The sequence below is a fragment of the Streptomyces sp. NRRL F-5126 genome, from assembly GCF_000721265.1.
Classification (GTDB): Bacteria; Actinomycetota; Actinomycetes; order Streptomycetales; family Streptomycetaceae; genus Streptomyces.
In genome coordinates this window covers 215,324-231,869 of sequence record NZ_JOFZ01000012.1, presented here as the reverse complement: position 1 = coordinate 231,869, position 16,546 = coordinate 215,324, and the positions used below count along the sequence as shown (strand labels likewise).

General features: G+C 71.7%; 14 protein-coding genes. 13 read left to right on the top strand and 1 reads right to left on the bottom strand.

Translation table 11 applies throughout. The annotated features are described in order from the left end of the window. Positions 1-33: 33 nt before the first annotated feature. From ftsW to IH48_RS0125810, 9 genes are all read left to right on the top strand, one after another. Positions 34-1,599: a putative lipid II flippase FtsW gene (gene ftsW / locus IH48_RS0125850; protein WP_234434385.1), complete on the top strand. Its 1,566-nt coding sequence runs from the start codon at positions 34-36 to the stop codon at positions 1,597-1,599. A gap of 6 nt (positions 1,600-1,605) precedes the next feature. After that, a complete protein-coding gene (gene murG / locus IH48_RS0125845; protein WP_030909373.1) occupies positions 1,606-2,700 on the top strand; it encodes an undecaprenyldiphospho-muramoylpentapeptide beta-N-acetylglucosaminyltransferase in 1,095 nt (364 codons plus the stop codon). Positions 2,701-2,743: 43 nt separating this feature from the next. Next, positions 2,744-3,538 carry a cell division protein FtsQ/DivIB gene (locus IH48_RS0125840; protein ID WP_030909370.1) on the top strand — a complete coding sequence of 265 codons (795 nt, stop codon included), beginning with the start codon at positions 2,744-2,746 and terminating at the stop codon, positions 3,536-3,538. 279 nt (positions 3,539-3,817) lie between these two features. Beyond that, entirely contained in the window at positions 3,818-5,041 is a 1,224-nt protein-coding gene (gene ftsZ, locus IH48_RS0125835) for a cell division protein FtsZ (protein ID WP_030909367.1), read from the top strand. After that, positions 5,041-5,772 (top strand): peptidoglycan editing factor PgeF, encoded by a 732-nt coding sequence (gene pgeF, locus IH48_RS0125830; RefSeq protein WP_030909365.1) that lies wholly within the window; start codon positions 5,041-5,043, stop codon positions 5,770-5,772. The genes ftsZ and pgeF overlap by 1 nt, the downstream gene beginning before the upstream one ends. Before the next feature lie 4 nt (positions 5,773-5,776). After that, positions 5,777-6,496 carry a YggS family pyridoxal phosphate-dependent enzyme gene (locus tag IH48_RS0125825; protein ID WP_030909362.1) on the top strand — a complete coding sequence of 240 codons (720 nt, stop codon included), beginning with the start codon at positions 5,777-5,779 and terminating at the stop codon, positions 6,494-6,496. Positions 6,497-6,617: 121 nt separating this feature from the next. Continuing rightward, positions 6,618-7,232: a cell division protein SepF gene (locus IH48_RS0125820; RefSeq protein ID WP_030909359.1), complete on the top strand. Its 615-nt coding sequence runs from the start codon at positions 6,618-6,620 to the stop codon at positions 7,230-7,232. A gap of 70 nt (positions 7,233-7,302) precedes the next feature. Continuing rightward, entirely contained in the window at positions 7,303-7,593 is a 291-nt protein-coding gene (locus IH48_RS0125815) for a YggT family protein (protein WP_030909356.1), read from the top strand. Positions 7,594-7,648: 55 nt separating this feature from the next. Then, on the top strand, positions 7,649-8,953 hold the full coding sequence (locus IH48_RS0125810; protein WP_030909353.1) for a DivIVA domain-containing protein: 1,305 nt from the start codon (positions 7,649-7,651) through the stop codon (positions 8,951-8,953). A gap of 204 nt (positions 8,954-9,157) precedes the next feature. Here IH48_RS0125810 and ileS read toward each other — a convergent pair whose 3' ends face one another. Continuing rightward, positions 9,158-12,322, bottom strand: coding sequence for an isoleucine--tRNA ligase (ileS, locus tag IH48_RS0125805; RefSeq protein ID WP_030909351.1), 3,165 nt, complete (start codon positions 12,320-12,322; stop codon positions 9,158-9,160). 574 nt (positions 12,323-12,896) lie between these two features. Between ileS and IH48_RS35265 the strand changes: the two genes are divergently transcribed. The 4 genes from IH48_RS35265 to IH48_RS0125785 all read left to right on the top strand — a co-directional run bounded on the left by IH48_RS35265 (position 12,897) and on the right by IH48_RS0125785 (position 16,491). Beyond that, positions 12,897-14,387: a histone H1-like repetitive region-containing protein gene (locus IH48_RS35265; RefSeq protein WP_078850030.1), complete on the top strand. Its 1,491-nt coding sequence runs from the start codon at positions 12,897-12,899 to the stop codon at positions 14,385-14,387. 97 nt (positions 14,388-14,484) lie between these two features. Continuing rightward, positions 14,485-15,048 carry a signal peptidase II gene (lspA, locus tag IH48_RS0125795; protein ID WP_030909346.1) on the top strand — a complete coding sequence of 188 codons (564 nt, stop codon included), beginning with the start codon at positions 14,485-14,487 and terminating at the stop codon, positions 15,046-15,048. Positions 15,049-15,079: 31 nt separating this feature from the next. Continuing rightward, positions 15,080-16,018, top strand: a complete 939-nt coding sequence (locus tag IH48_RS0125790; protein ID WP_030909344.1) for an RluA family pseudouridine synthase — start codon at positions 15,080-15,082, stop codon at positions 16,016-16,018. Further along, on the top strand, positions 16,015-16,491 hold the full coding sequence (locus tag IH48_RS0125785) for a GNAT family N-acetyltransferase (RefSeq protein WP_030909340.1): 477 nt from the start codon (positions 16,015-16,017) through the stop codon (positions 16,489-16,491). The genes IH48_RS0125790 and IH48_RS0125785 overlap by 4 nt, the downstream gene beginning before the upstream one ends. Positions 16,492-16,546: the final 55 nt, after the last annotated feature.

Here is a 16,546-nt window from a genome sequence, read left to right as displayed (position 1 = left end):
CGGCCGGGCGCGCGACTGGAGGGGACACCGACGATGCCGGCCGACGAGACCACCCCGCTGAGCGAAGGACCGGCCTCGGGGCGGCCGCCCCACCCCCCGTTCCCGCGCGACCGTGCCGCAGGATGGCCCGCCGCCCCGGGTGAGCACCGTCCGGCCGCCCGCGCCGCCGTCCTCGCTGTGCTCGACCGGCTGCGGCCCGCGCCGCAGGCCGAGATCGCCGGACTGCCGGGCGCCGCCCTGCGCGGCAGCGCGCCCGGTGCGCGGCCGCAGGCGCGCAGGACCTCGCCGCCGCGCGGTGCCGGCGGCCGCCCCCGAGCCCCGCGCCCGCCCGCGGGGCCGCCGCACGGCGCCGGGCTGCGGCGCAGGTACGAGCAGCTCAGACGCGCATGGGACCGGCCGCTCACCGCGTACTACCTGATCATCGGCAGCAGCGTGCTGATCACCGTGCTCGGCCTCGTCATGGTGTACTCCGCCTCCATGATCAAGGCGCTGGAGCTCTCGCTGCCCGCCTCCTACTTCTTCCGCAAGCAGTTCCTCGCGGCGGTCATCGGCAGCGTGCTGCTGCTCGCCGCGACCCGGATGCCGATCAAGCTGCACCGCGCGCTCGCCTACCCGATGCTCGTGGTCACCGTGTTCCTGATGGCGCTCGTCCAGGTGCCGGGGATAGGGATGTCGGTCAACGGCAACCAGAACTGGATCGGCTTCGGCTCCTTCCAGCTCCAGCCCAGCGAGTTCGGCAAGCTCGCCCTCGTCCTGTGGGGGGCCGACCTCCTCGCACGCAAGCAGGACAAGCGGCTGCTCAACCAGTGGAAGCACCTGCTGGTCCCGCTGGTGCCGTGCGCCTTCCTGCTGCTCGGCCTGATCATGCTCGGCGGCGACCTCGGCACGGCGATCATCCTCACTGCCATCCTCTTCGGGCTGCTGTGGCTCGCCGGCGCGCCCACCAGGCTCTTCGCCGGGGTGCTCGGCATCGCCCTGGCCATCGGCGCCATGCTCGTCAAGACCAGCCCCAACCGGATGGGCCGCATCGACTGCATCGGCGCCGGTTCGCCCGGCCCGAACGACCAGTGCTGGCAGGCCGTGCACGGCCTCTACGCGCTCGCCTCCGGCGGCTGGTTCGGCTCGGGGCTCGGGGCGAGTGTGGAGAAATGGGGCCAACTGCCAGAACCGCACACCGACTTCATTTTCGCCATCACGGGGGAGGAACTGGGCCTGGCGGGGACGCTGTCGGTGCTCGCCCTCTTCGCGGCTCTAGGCTATGCGGGTATCCGCGTGGCCGGACGCACGGAGGACCCTTTCGTGAGATACGCAGCGGGTGGCGTGATCACCTGGATCTTGGCCCAGGCCATGGTCAACATCGGTGCCGTGCTCGGTCTGCTGCCGATCGCGGGCGTCCCGCTCCCGCTGTTCTCCTACGGAGGGTCCGCCCTGCTGCCGACGATGTTCGCCGTCGGGCTCATGATCGCGTTCGCGCGCCAGGAACCCGCGGCGAAGGCGGCACTTGCCGTGCGGGGGCCCGTCCTCGGCAGGATGCCGGGCGGACTGGGACGGATGACGATGAGACGGCGCGTCAAGCGGCGGCCGTCAGGAGAGCGGTGAATTTCGGTGCATGTCGTACTCGCAGGTGGAGGGACCGCCGGCCATATCGAGCCCGCGCTCGCCCTCGCGGACGCGCTGCGCAGGGCGGATCCCACCACCGGGATCACTGCCCTCGGCACGGAGCGCGGCCTGGAGACCAGGCTCGTGCCCGAGCGCGGCTACGAACTCGCGCTCATCCCCGCCGTACCGCTGCCGCGCCGGCCGACCCCCGAACTGATCACCGTGCCCGGCCGGCTGCGCGGCACCATCAAGGCAGCCGAGCAGGTCATGGAGCGCACCAAGGCCGACTGCGTCATCGGCTTCGGCGGCTACGTCGCGCTGCCCGGCTACCTCGCGGCCAAGCGGCTCGGCGTCCCCATCGTCGTCCACGAGGCCAACGCGCGGCCCGGCCTCGCCAACAAGATCGGCTCGCGCTACGCGTCGGCCGTCGCCGTCTCGACGCCCGACAGCAAGCTGCGCGGCGCGCGTTACATCGGCATCCCGCTGCGCCACTCCATCGCCACGCTCGACCGTGCCAGGGTCAGGCCCCAGGCGCGCGCGGCGTTCCGCCTCGATCCCAACCTGCCGACGCTGCTCGTCTCCGGCGGCTCGCAGGGCGCGCGCAGGCTCAACGAGGTGATCCAGCAGGTCGCCCCGGTGCTCCAGCGCTCGGGCATCCAGATCCTGCACGCGGTCGGTCCGAAGAACGAAATGCCGCACGTGGACAACATGCCGGGAATGCCGCCCTATGTCCCGGTACCGTACGTGGACCGGATGGACCTCGCGTACGCCGCCGCCGACATGATGCTCTGCCGCGCGGGCGCGATGACCGTCGCGGAACTCTCCGCCGTCGGGCTGCCCGCCGCCTACGTACCGCTGCCGATCGGCAACGGCGAACAGCGGCTCAACGCCCAGCCGGTGGTGAAGGCCGGCGGCGGCCTGCTGGTCGACGACGCGGAGCTGACCCCGCAGTGGGTGCAGAACAACGTCCTGCCCGTGCTGGCGGATCCGCACCGGCTGTACGAGATGTCCCGCGCGGCCTCGGAGTTCGGCCGCAGGGACGCCGACGACCTGCTCGTCGGCATGGTGTACGAGGCGATCGCCGCGCGCCGCCAGGCGTGAGGCGCGGGTCCGCGTGACCCGACCGAGCGAGAGGCAGGGGCTCATGGCCGGACCGACCACAGCCGAGCAGCACGCGCGGCCACCGCGGTCGGAGCCCGGCCGCCCCGGTGACGGGCAGTCGGGCCGGGGCCCCCGCCTCACACGACGCAGGCTGATTGTCGTACTCGCGGCCGTGGCCGCCCTGTTCGGGCTCGTCCTCTGGCTGCTCTACGGCTCGTCATGGCTGAAGCTCACCCATGTCGAGGTCAAGGGGACGGACGTCCTGACACCACGCCAAGTGACCGACGCGGCACGGGCGCCCGTCGGGGCGCCGCTCGCCTCCCTCGACACCGGAGCCGTCGCGGCGCGTGTCGAGCGGCGGCTGCCGCGCGTCGAATCCGTGGACGTGTCACGCTCGTGGCCGCACTCACTCACACTCGAAGTGACCGAGCGGACTCCCGTCCTCGTCATGAGGAAAGGCGCCGGTTTCACGGAAGTGGACGCCCACGGCGTGCGATTCGACACGGTGGCCAAAGAGCCCTCGGGCGTTCCGCTGCTGAAATTGTCGCTGGACCCGGCCGCCAGGTCCGCCCGCTTCCCGACCACCCGGCTGCTGCGGGAAGCGGCTGCCGTACGCGCCTCACTCCCGCGTGAAGTCGCCGGTGAGACCAGCGAGCTTGAGGTCCGTTCCTACGATTCCGTCTCCGTGAGGCTGACCGGTGGCATTACGGTGATGTGGGGGAGCGCCGAGGACGGCGAGGCCAAGGCGCGAGCGCTCGGCGCTCTCATGAAAGCCGTCCCGAAGGCGGACCACTTCGACGTCAGCGCCCCCAGCGCACCCGCCGCGTCGGCGAGTTGACGCGCATGTGCGCAGGCCGGGGCCCTGGTTGGCCAGCGCTACGGGTGATCACATAGGGTGAAAAGAAAAACGGGAGGTTCGGCGTGTTCATTGAACGTCCGCCGCTTGTCGACTTAGTGTCCTGTTCGGAAGAGTCCAAGAAGCAGACACACTGGTAACCCTAAACTTCAACGTTAGGGTTCGGGTCGGCGATTCGGACCGTCCCAATCGGCATCAGTCGTCGCGCGGCGGAAAGGTAGCAGCGCGGCGGCACGCAACCCGAGGCGAGAGGCCTTCGACGTGGCAGCACCGCAGAACTACCTCGCAGTCATCAAGGTCATCGGTGTCGGCGGCGGTGGTGTCAATGCCATCAACCGAATGATCGAGGTCGGTCTCAAGGGTGTCGAGTTCATCGCGATCAACACCGATGCGCAAGCCCTGTTGATGAGCGACGCCGACGTCAAGCTCGACGTCGGCCGCGAACTGACCCGAGGCCTCGGCGCCGGCGCCAACCCGGCGGTCGGCCGCAAGGCGGCCGAGGACCACCGGGAGGAGATCGAGGAGGTCCTCAAGGGGGCCGACATGGTCTTCGTCACGGCCGGCGAAGGCGGTGGCACAGGCACCGGCGGCGCACCGGTCGTCGCCAACATCGCGCGCTCGCTCGGCGCCCTCACGATCGGCGTGGTGACGCGCCCGTTCACGTTCGAGGGACGCCGCCGCGCCAACCAGGCGGAGGACGGCATCGCCGAACTCCGCGAAGAGGTCGACACCCTCATCGTCATCCCCAACGACCGCCTGCTGTCCATCTCGGACCGCCAGGTCAGCGTGCTCGACGCGTTCAAGTCGGCCGACCAGGTCCTGCTCTCCGGTGTCCAGGGGATCACCGACCTGATCACCACGCCCGGCCTGATCAACCTGGACTTCGCCGACGTGAAGTCCGTGATGTCCGAGGCCGGCTCGGCGCTCATGGGCATCGGCTCGGCGCGCGGCGACGACCGGGCGGTGGCCGCGGCGGAGATGGCGATCTCCTCGCCGCTGCTCGAAGCGTCCATCGACGGCGCGCGCGGCGTGCTGCTGTCCATCTCGGGCGGCAGCGACCTCGGCCTGTTCGAGATCAACGAAGCGGCCCAACTCGTCAGCGAGGCCGCGCACCCCGAGGCGAACATCATCTTCGGCGCGGTCATCGACGACGCGCTCGGCGACGAGGTCAGGGTCACCGTCATCGCGGCCGGCTTCGACGGCGGGCAGCCGCCGACGCGGCGCGAGTCGGCGCTCGGCTCGTCGAACGCGAAGCGTGACGAGCAGCCCGGCGCCTCCCGTTCGCTGGACGGCGGCCGTCCGGTCTCGGGCGGACTCGGCACCGTACCGGCCCCCGAGGAGCCCGGCGCGGCCACGGCCGAGCCCGCCGTCCCGGTCGCCGAGAAGCCGCTGCCGCCGGTCTCCACCCCGCACGTTCCGCCGACGCGCCCGCCCTACCAGGACGGCTCGGCCGAGGAACTGGACGTCCCGGACTTCCTGAAGTGATACGGAACGACCTCGCGACAACGGGCGGCGCCCACTTCGCCTTCACCGACCGGTGGGGCGGGGTGAGCGCCGCTCCGTACGAGGAGCGCAACCTCGGCGGCGCGGTCGGCGACCGCGCCGCGGACGTCCTGGCCAACCGGAAGCTGACCGCCGAGGCGCTCGGCATCGACGCGGGCCGCGTGGTCTGGATGAACCAGGTGCACGGCCACGACGTGGCGGTCGTCGCCGCCCCGTGGGAAACGGACGCGGACATCCCGCAGGTGGACGCGCTCGTCACCGCCGAACGCGGGCTCGCGCTCGCCGTGCTCACCGCCGACTGCGTCCCGGTGCTGCTCGCCGATCCGGCGGCCGGGATCGTCGCGGCGGCGCACGCGGGACGCCCCGGCCTCGTCGCCGGTGTGGTACCCGCCGCCGTCGCGGCCATGACCGAACTCGGCGCGGACCCGGCGCGCATCACCGCACGCACCGGGCCCGCCGTCTGCGGGCGGTGCTACGAGGTGCCCGGCGAGATGCGCGAAGAGGTCAGCGCCGCAGTGCCAGAGGCGTACGCGGAGACGAGCTGGTCCACCCCCGCCGTCGACGTCGCCGCCGGCGTCCACGCGCAACTCGCCCGGCTCGGCGTGCGTGACCTGCACCGTTCACCCGTCTGCACCCGGGAGTCGGCGGACCACTTCTCGTACCGCCGCGACCGCACCACCGGTCGGCTCGCCGGCTACGTCTGGCTGGGCTGACCACATGAGCGATCGCAAGGCCGAACTGTCCCGCAATCTCGACGCCGTTCGGGGCCGCATCACCGCCGCGTGCGAGGCCGCGGGGAGGGAGCCCGGCGAGGTCAGCCTCGTCGTGGTCACCAAGACATACCCCGCGCAAGACGTCCGCATGCTCCACGAACTCGGCGTCCGCGACGTGGCGGAGAACCGCGACCAGGAGGCGGGCCCCAAGGCCGCCGCGTGCGCGGACCTGTCACTGAACTGGCACTTCGTGGGACAGTTGCAGACGAACAAGGCGAGATCCGTGCTCGGTTACGCCGACGAGGTCCAGTCGGTCGACCGTACGCGCCTCGCCGCCGCGCTCTCCACGGCCGCGGTGCGCCGCGGCCGCGAGGTCGGCTGCCTCATCCAGGTCGCACTGGACGCGGAGTCCGGCGAGCGCGGCGCGAGGGGCGGCGTCGCCCCCGGCGGCGTCGGCGGGTTGGCCGACGCCGTGGCCGGGGCCGAAGGGCTGCGGCTCGACGGGCTGATGACCGTCGCGCCACTCGCGGGACCGTACGCGGGACGGCAACGGGCGGCGTTCGAGCGGCTGATGGAAATCTCATCCCGCCTGCGCGCCGACCATCCTGCTGCGACCATGGTCTCGGCGGGGATGAGCGCGGACCTCGAAGAGGCTGTACAGGCGGGTGCGACACATGTACGCGTCGGTACGGCGGTACTCGGAGACCGACCCCGGCTCGGGTAACGTCGCGAAGCAAGTCGGACCAGAGTAGAAAATATGGTCATTTCCGCTGAAAGGCGGCTAGGCCGAGTGGATCGCGGACACTTGGTGACGAGGATCCACCACAGAGCGGAGGAACCGGAGCATGGCCGGCGCGATGCGCAAGATGGCGGTGTACCTCGGCCTCGTGGAGGACGATGGGTACGACGGCAGGGGCTTCGACCCCGACGACGACTTCGAACCCGAGCCCGAACCCGAGCGGGAGCACCGGCGCCAGCCCGTGCACCAGATCGAGCGTGAGGAACCCGTGCGGGTCCCGGGCCCGCCCCCGCAGCGTGAGCGGGAACGCGAACCGGTGTCACTGGCGGCGGAAAGCGGACGACCCGCGCGAATCGCCCCCGTGGCATCCATCACACCTGAACGCCCGAGTCTGGAGAAGAACGCACCGGTGATCATGCCCAAGGTCGTGTCGGAGCGGGAGCCCTACCGCATCACCACGCTGCACCCCCGGACCTACAACGAGGCCCGTACCATCGGGGAACACTTCCGTGAAGGCACCCCGGTGATCATGAACTTGACCGAGATGGACGACACCGACGCGAAGCGACTTGTCGACTTTGCCGCGGGTTTGGTCTTCGGTCTCCATGGCAGCATTGAACGTGTGACCCAGAAGGTGTTCCTGCTGTCTCCTGCTAACGTCGATGTCACGGCGGAGGACAAGGCCCGCATCGCAGAGGGCGGATTCTTCAACCAGAGCTGAGAACACGACACCGGGTACGACACCGGCCGCACGGCCGGACCGAGTGAGTCAGGGGAGAGGGACGCGCGGGATGGGCGTTGCGCTGCAGGTGATCTACATCGCTCTGATGTGCTTCCTCATCGTGCTGATCTTCCGGTTGGTCATGGACTACGTCTTCCAGTTCGCACGTTCATGGCAACCCGGGAAGGCGATGGTGGTCGTACTCGAGGCCACTTACACTGTCACCGATCCACCGCTCAAGGTTCTGCGGCGGTTCATTCCGCCGCTGCGTCTGGGGGGCGTGGCACTCGACCTGTCCTTCTTCGTTCTGATGATCATCGTTTACATCCTGATTTCCGTCGTAGGCGGGTTCGCGGGATGAGTGTGGACGATACGGTCTTGCCGACTGCCGACGACTACGTAGAGGTGAAGAAGAGATGCCGCTGACCCCCGAGGACGTGCGGAACAAGCAGTTCACGACCGTCCGCCTCCGAGAAGGCTATGACGAGGACGAGGTCGATGCCTTTCTCGACGAGGTCGAGGCCGAACTGACTCGCCTGCTCCGCGAGAACGAGGATCTGCGCGCCAAGCTGGCCGCCGCCACGCGAGCGGCCGCGCAGAACCAGCAACAGCAGGGCATGCGCAAGGCCCCCGAGCCGCAGGACAGGCAGGGGCAGAACGGCCCGCAGGGCCCAGGCGGACCAGGCGGTCCCGTCCCTGCGGCCATATCCGGACCTCCCGCACAGCAGCAGCCCCCGCAAATGGGGCCACCGCAGCTGCCCGCGGGTCCCAGTGCGCACGGCCCGCAGGGTCCCGGTGGCCCGCAGGGTCCCGGCGGTCCTCAGGGCCCCGGTGGTCCGCAGGGTCACGGCCCGCAGGGTCCCGGCGGGCCGCAGGGCCAGCACGGTCCCGGCCCCATGCAGGGCGGCCCGATGCAGGGTGGCCCTGGCATGCAGGGCGGTCCCATGCAGGGTGGCCCCGGCCAGCTGCAGCAGCAGATGGGTGGCCCCATGGGCGGACCCGGCGGTCCGATGGGCGGCCCCATGGGCGGTCCCGGCCAGATGGGCCCGGGCCCGATGGGCCACGGCCCGCAGCTCGGCCAGCCCGGTGGACCCCACGGTGACGGCGCCGCGCGTGTACTCTCCCTCGCCCAGCAGACCGCCGACCAGGCGATCGCCGAGGCGCGGTCCGAGGCCAACAAGATCGTCGGCGAGGCGCGCAGCCGCGCCGAGGGCCTGGAGCGGGACGCCCGCGCCAAGGCGGACGCGCTTGAGCGGGACGCGCAGGAGAAGCACCGCGTCGCGATGGGCTCGCTCGAGTCGGCCCGCGCCACGCTGGAACGCAAGGTCGAGGACCTTCGAGGCTTCGAACGCGAGTACCGCACGAGGCTGAAGTCGTACCTGGAGAGCCAGCTGCGCCAGCTGGAGACGCAGGCCGACGACTCGCTGGCCCCGCCGCGTACCCCCTCGTCCGCCCCGTCGCTCCCGCCGTCGCCCTCCATGGCGTCGGCAGGCGCGAGCTCGATCGGGCACTCGATGAACGGCAGCCCCTCGATGAACGGCAGCCCCTCGATGGGCGGCGGTCACGGCGGCCCGTCCTCGGGCCCGTCGTACGGCGGCCAGCAGCAGATGTCGCCCGCGATGACACAGCCCATGGCACCGGTGCGGCCGCAGGCTCCGCAGCCGATGCAGCAGGCGCCGTCGCCGATGCGCGGTTTCCTGATCGACGAGGACGACAACTGAGCGGGCGCGCGCCGATGCGGCGCGTGTGAGCGAACGTCCGCCGTCGGCAGGCAGGACGCAGGGCCGGGCCCGGGTCTTACGAGACCCGGGCCCGGCCCTTTCCGCGTGTCCGATCGCCGCGGACGCACTCGCCGTCCGCGGCGAATCAGGGCCGGCCGCCCCCGTCGTCCCACGAGGGGAGCAGGGCGGCGGCCGGCCTTGGTGTCACGCCTTGCGCAGGTGGAACGTGAGGCCGAGGCCCTCGTCCGTGAACGGCGACCCGTACGTGCCGTCCGGGCCGCCCTCCGCGAAGTCCGTCGCCAGCACCTCGTCGGAGATCAGCTTCGCGTGCCTGGTCAGAGCCGCCCGCGCCTCATCCGATGTCGTCACCCAGCGCAGGGCGATACGGTCCGCCACGTCGAGGCCGCTGTTCTTGCGTGCCTCCTGGATCAGCCGGATCGCGTCCCTCGCCAGGCCCGCGAGGCGCAGCTCGGGGCTGATCTCCAGGTCGAGCGCGACGGTGGCACCCGAGTCGGACGCCACCGACCACCCCTCGCGCGGGGTCTCCGTGATGATCACCTCGTCCGGCGCCAGCGAGACGCTCTCGCCCTCGACGTCCACCGACGCCGTGCCCTCGCGCAGCGCGCGCGACAGCTGTGCCGCGTCCGCCGCCGCGACGGCCTTCGCCACCTCCTGGACGCGCTTGCCGAACCGCTTGCCGAGCGCACGGAAGTTCGCCTTCGCGGTCGTCTCCACCAGCGAGCCGCCCACCTCGGAAAGCGACGCGAGCGACGACACGTTCAGCTCGTCCGTGATCTGCTCGCGCAGGCCCTCGGGCAGCGCCTCGAACCCGGCGGCCGCGATCAGCGCGCGCGACAGCGGCTGGCGCGTCTTCACGCCCGACTCGGCGCGCGTCGCACGGCCCAGCTCGACCAGCCGCCGCACCAGCGCCATCTGCCGCGACAACTCCGGGTCGACCGCCGACGGGTCGGCCTCGGGCCAGCTCGCCAGGTGCACCGACTCCGGCGCGTCCGGCGTCACGGGGACGACCAGGTCCTGCCACACCCGCTCGGTGATGAACGGCGTCAGCGGCGCCATCAGGCGCGTCACCGTCTCCAGCACTTCGTGCAGCGTGCGCAGCGCCGCCTTGTCGCCCTGCCAGAAGCGGCGGCGGGAGCGGCGCACGTACCAGTTCGACAGGTCGTCGACGAACGCGGACAGCAACTTGCCCGTGCGCTGCGTGTCGTACGCCTCCATCGCCCGCGTCGCCTCGGCGACCAGCGCGTGCGCCTCGCCCAGCAGCCACCGGTCGAGCAGCGGCCGGTCGGCGGGCAGCGAGTCGGCCGCGGACGGGGCCCACCCCGACGTGCGCGCGTACAGCGCCTGGAAGGCCACCGTGTTCCAGTACGTCAGCAGCGTCTTGCGGACGACTTCCTGGATCGTGTTGTGCCCGACACGGCGCGCGGCCCACGGCGACCCGCCCGCCGCCATGAACCAGCGCACCGCGTCGGCGCCGTGCTGGTCCATCAGCGGGATCGGTTCGAGGATGTTGCCCAGGTGCTTGGACATCTTCCTGCCGTCCTCGGCGAGGATGTGCCCCAGGCAGACCACGTTCTCGTACGACGACTGGTCGAAGACGAGCGTGCCGATGGCCATCAGCGTGTAGAACCACCCGCGCGTCTGGTCGATCGCCTCGCTGATGAACTGCGCCGGGTAGCGCCGCTCGAACAGCTCCTTGTTCTTGTACGGGTAGCCGTACTGGGCGAACGGCATCGAGCCCGAGTCGTACCAGGCGTCGATCACCTCGTCCACGCGCGTCGCCGTCTCACCGCACTGCGGGCAGGCGAAGGTGACCGCGTCGATGAACGGGCGGTGCGGGTCGAGTTCGGACTGGTCGGTGCCCGTGAGCTCGGTGAGCTCCGCGCGCGAGCCGACGCACGTGAGGTGGCCCTCCTCGCCCGCGCAGCGCCAGATCGGCAGCGGGGTGCCCCAGTAGCGCTTGCGGGACAGCGCCCAGTCGACGTTGTTGTCCAGCCAGTCGCCGTACCGGCCGTGCTTGACCGACTCGGGGAACCAGTTGGTCTTCTCGTTCTCCTCGATCAGCCGGTCCTTCACAGCCGTCGTACGGATGTACCAGGACGGCTGCGCGTAGTAGAGCAGCGCGGTGTGGCAGCGCCAGCAGTGCGGGTAGCTGTGCTCGTACGGCAGGTGCCTCAGCAGCAGGCCGCGCGCGCGCAGGTCCTCCGTCAGCGCCTCGTCGGCCTTCTTGAAGAAGACGCCGCCGACGAGCGGCACGTCCGGCGCGAAGGTGCCGTCGGGGCGTACGGGGTTCACCACGGGCAGCCCGTAGGCGCGGCCGACCAGGAGGTCCTCCTCACCGAAGGCGGGGGACTGGTGGACGAGGCCGGTGCCGTCCCCTGTGGTGACGTACTCGGCGTTGACGACGAAGTGCGCGGGGACACCGGCGGGGAACTCCACCAGGTCGAAGGGGCGGTCGTACGTCCACCGCTCCATCTCCTTGCCGGTGAACGACGTGCCCGTGGCCTCCCATCCTTCGCCCAGCGCCTCGGCCAGCAGCGGCTCGGCCACCACCAGCTTCTCGGTCCCGTCCGTCGCGACGACGTACCGCACGTCGGGATGAGCCGCGACGGCCGTGTTCGACACGAGCGTCCAGGGCGTGGTCGTCCACACCAGCATCGACGCCTCGCCGGCGAGCGGCCCCGACGTCAGCGGGAAGCGCACGTAGACGGACGGGTCGACGACCGTCTCGTACCCCTGCGCCAGCTCGTGGTCCGACAGGCCCGTCTCGTCCTTGGGGCACCACGGAGCGACGCGGTAGTCCTGCACGAGCAGGCCCTTGCCGAAGATCTGCTTGAGCGACCACCAGACGGAGTCGACGTACTCGGGACTCATCGTCCAGTACGCGTTGTCCATGTCGAGCCAGTAGCCCATGCGGTTCGTGAGCTCGGCGAAGGCGTCCGTGTGCCGGGTCACCGAGGCGCGGCACCTGTCGTTGAACGCGGCGATGCCGTAGGCCTCGATGTCCTTCTTGCCCTCGAAGCCCAGCTCCTTCTCGACGGCGAGCTCGACCGGCAGGCCGTGGCAGTCCCAGCCCGCCTTGCGCGGCACGTGGTAGCCGCGCATGGTGCGAAAGCGCGGGAAGACGTCCTTGAAGACGCGTGCCTCGATGTGGTGCGCGCCCGGCATGCCGTTGGCGGTCGGCGGGCCCTCGTTGAACACCCACTCGGGGCGGCCCTCGGTCCGCTCCATGGACTTGGCGAAGATCCTGGACTCGCGCCAGAAGTCGAGCACGGCGTGCTCGAGCGCGGGCAGGTCGACCTGCGCCGGCACCTGGTGGTACTGCGGCGAGGGCGGGGTCAATGCGGTCATCGGGCGCTTCCTCCGGCGGACTGCGGCATCTCCGTCCGGAGGGACGAGAGCGCTCGGCTCCCGCGGTACCACCCTCCTTGGCGCCGGGCACGCGCGTGCCCGGGCCCCCTCGTTGGGGTCGCGCTGCCGGGTCTAGTCACCCGCCGCGGTGCCACGGGCTTTCTTCCGGCGGCTCAGGGGTGATCCTTCGCACCGCGCTCTGCCCCCGGGCTCGCACCGTCCCCGGGTCGCTCCTGGCCGCTCTCGGGCTACTCGTCCCCATCCACGCCTCTCGCTGGCCCCAGTGTACGGTCCGCGCCGGCCGGCGCAGTACCGCTTTTGCCTGGCGCCCGGCCACCAGGCGCGTGTGACCCCAATGGCCACATGCGGACGGGCGGGTCCCGTGGCGGCTGCCCGGCGCCTGATGGGCCGGATTACCCGGCGGAGAGCTGGGCACAACGGATGCAGGCGCACGGCGAGAGAGCAGGGGAGAGGGCCGGAGGGGCGGCGTGCCCCGTTGCCGCCGGGCTGGTGTCGATTTATCGTCCCAACACGAGCCCCGGGCAAGATCACGGAATGTGAGGGAGCCGCGGCCATGGCGAAGAAGACGACCAGGGCAGGATCCGCGGCGGCCGGCCAGGGGTCGTCCCCGGAGCGACCGGAGGCCGATCAGCCGGCGGCGGAGCAGCCGCCGGCAGACGGCGCGCCCGCGGCCGGCGCGCCGACCAGGGAGGCACCGGCCAAGGATGCGGTGGCCGGGGAGGCGCCGGCCAAGAAGGCGCGGTCCAGGGAGGCGCTGGAGGTCAGGGAGGCACCGGCCGAGGAGGCACCCGCCAGGGAGGCACCCGCCAGGGAGGCACCCGCCAGGGAGGCGCCCGGCAAGAAGACGGCCGCGAAGAGGACGGCGTCGGCCGTGGAGGCAGTGGCCAAGGAGGTGGCGGCCAGGGAGGCGCCGGCCAAGAAGACGCCGGCCAAGAAGACGGCCGCCAAGAAGACGGCGGCGAAGAAGACGGCCGCGAAGAGGACGGCGTCGGCCGAGGAGGCAGTGGCCAAGGAGGTGGCGGCCAGGGAGGCGCCAGCCAAGAGGGCGCCCGTCAGGGAGGCGCACGCCAAGAAGACGGCCGCGAAGAGGACGGCGCCGGCCAAGGATGCGGTGGCCGGGGAGGCGCCGGAGGCCAGGGAGGCGGTGGCCAAGAAGACGGGGCTCGCCAGGGAGGCACCGGCCAAGGAGGCGGTGGCCAAGAAGACGGCGCCCGCCAGGGAGGCACCGGCCGAGGAGGCGCCCGTCAGGGAGGCGCCCGCCAAGAAGACGCCGGCCAAGAAGACGGCCGCCAAGAAGACGGCGGCGAAGAAGACGGCGCCCGCCAAGCAGGCTGCCGTCAGGAAGGCGGCGCCCGCCAAGAAGGCAGCGGCGAAAAAGGCCGCCGCAAAGAAGGCGCCGGCACGCCGGGCCCCCGGCGAGGAGACGCGGCGCGGCCCCGCCCGTGAGGGCGCGGCGCCCGGCGGGGAAGTACGCACCGGCGGGCACACCGCGGGTGCGGGCAGGGCCGCGGACGCGGCAGCCGACGAGACAGGAGCACATACGGTGGCAGCGAAGAAGACCGCGGGCGGCCGTTCCGGCACGGCCGCAGCAAAGGACCCGGCGGTGCGGGACGGGGCGGCGTCGGGCGTCGCGGCCCCGGTGGCGCCGGGAGAACTGCCGGTACGGCCGGGCGAGGAGCCCTGGAGCGAGGCGGAGGTGACCGAGGCCCGCACGGGCCTCAGGGACGAGACCGCCAGGCTCTCCGCCGAGATCACCTCGTCCGAGCGTGCGCTCGCCGGGCTGATGCGGGACTCGGCCGACGGCGCCGGGGACGACGAGGCCGACACCGGTACGAAGAACATCACGCGCGAGCACGAGATGGCACTGGCGGGCAACGCGCGCGAGATGCTGGAGCAGACCGAGCGCGCCCTGCAGCGGCTCGACGCGGGCACGTACGGCCTGTGCGAGGTGTGCGGCAAGCCGATCGGCAAGGCCAGGATGCAGGCGTTCCCCCGGGCGACCCTCTGCGTGGAGGACAAGCAGAAGCAGGAGCGCAGGGCCTGAGAAGCCGCTCTCGTGCCGTACCCTCGTTTCCACACAGGCACCGGCAGGGCCCGCCAGGGACCCGGCGGGTTCTCACCTAGCTTGTCGAGGAACTCACGTGGCAGAGGCGGAGCGCATCATCGGTACGCCGGACGTTGACGACGACGAGGCCGCGGTACCCGCCGAGCGGCCGAAGGGGAAGCGCAAGATCATCGCGCTCTTCGCCGTCGCCGTGGTGGCCTACCTCCTCGACCTGTGCAGCAAGCTGCTCGTCGTCGCCAAGCTGGAGTACCACGAGCCCGTCAAGGTGCTCGGCAACGCCCTCGAACTGAGGGTGATCAGGAACGCGGGCGCCGCGTTCGGGCTCGGCGCCGCCTACACGGTGATCTTCACCATCATCGCCGCCGCGGTGATCGTGGTGATCGCCCGGCTGGCCCGCAGGCTCTACAGCCTGCCCTGGGCGATCGCGCTAGGCCTGCTGCTCGGCGGCGCCCTCGGCAACCTCACGGACCGCGTCTTCCGGTCGCCCGGTATCTTCGAGGGTGCGGTGGTGGACTTCATCGCCCCCGCGCACTTCGCGGTGTTCAACCTGGCCGACTCGGCCATCACCTGCGGTGGCATCCTTGTCGTGCTGCTGTCGTTCCGCGGACTCGACCCGGACGGGACGGTCCACCGGAACTGACGCGGCCAGGTCACTTCACTACGGGACGGGCATCATTCCGGACATCAGAACACTCCCTGTGCCCGACGGCCTCGAGGGCGAGCGCGTCGACGCCGCCCTCGCACGCGTCTTCGGGTTCAGCCGGACGAAGGCGGCCGAGCTGGCCGCGCAGGGCAAGGTCCAGGTCGACGGCGTGACCGTGGGCAAGTCGGACCGTGTCACCGCCGGCGCGTGGCTGGAGGTGGAGATGCCGGGCGCTCCTGCCCCCGTGCGGGTCGTCGCCGAGCCTGTCGAGGGCATGGACGTCGTGCACGACGACGACGATGTCGTGGTCGTCGTCAAGCCGGTCGGCGTCGCGGCACACCCCAGCCCGGGCTGGCACGGGCCGACCGTGATCGGCGGCCTCGCCGCGGCGGGCTTCCGCGTGTCCACCTCGGGCGCGGCGGAGCGCCAGGGCATCGTGCACCGGCTCGACGTCGGCACGTCGGGCCTCATGGTGGTGGCGAAGTCGGAGCGTGCCTACACGCTGCTCAAGCGGCAGTTCAAGGAGCGGACGGTCGACAAGCGCTACCACGCGCTCGTCCAGGGCCTGCCCGATCCGATGAGCGGCACCATCGACGCCCCGGTCGGCCGCCACCCCACCGCCGACTACAAGTGGGCGGTCACCGTCGACGGGAAGCCCTCCGTCACGCACTACGACCTGATGGAGGCGTTCAGGGCCGCGTCCCTGCTGTCCATCAAGCTGGAGACCGGCCGCACGCACCAGATCAGGGTCCACATGTCCGCGCACCGCCACCCGTGCGTCGGCGACCTGACGTACGGGGCCGACCCGACCCTCGCCAAGCGCCTCGGCCTGACACGGCAGTGGCTGCACGCCGTCAGCCTCGGCTTCGAGCACCCGGCGGACGGCGAATGGGTCGAGTTCACCAGCGACTACCCCGCCGACCTGCAGCACGCGCTCGACACCGTCAGCCGGGAGAGCAACGCGTGAGCGGCCGGGTGGCCGCGTACGCGGTGCGCATCGCCGAGGGTCCCGCGGACCTGGCCGCGTGCTTCGCGGTGCGCAGGGACGTCTTCGTCGCCGAGCAGGGCGTGCCCGAGGAGCTCGAGTACGACGGACGCGACGGCGACGCGCTCCAGGTGCTCGCGGTCGGTGCGGACGGTGGCGCCCTCGGCACCGGGCGGCTGCTGCACGGGCCCGGCGCCGCCGACGTGACCGGCGGCGACCCGGGGACCGGCTCGCTGGGCAGGCTCGCCGTGACGCGCGCGGCGCGCGGGAGCGGCGTCGGCGCGGCGCTCGTGCGCGGTATCGAGGACGCGGCGCGCGCCGCCGGGCTCACCGCGGTGGACCTGCACGCGCAGACGCACGCGACGGGGTTCTACGAGCGGCTCGGATACGCGGCGTACGGCGGGGAGTTCCTCGACGCAGGCATCCCGCACCGCTCGATGCGGCGGGCCCTGTGAGGCGCTGGTCCGCCGGGCTGTGAGGGCCGCGGGGAGTCCGCGGGCCCGGCCCCTG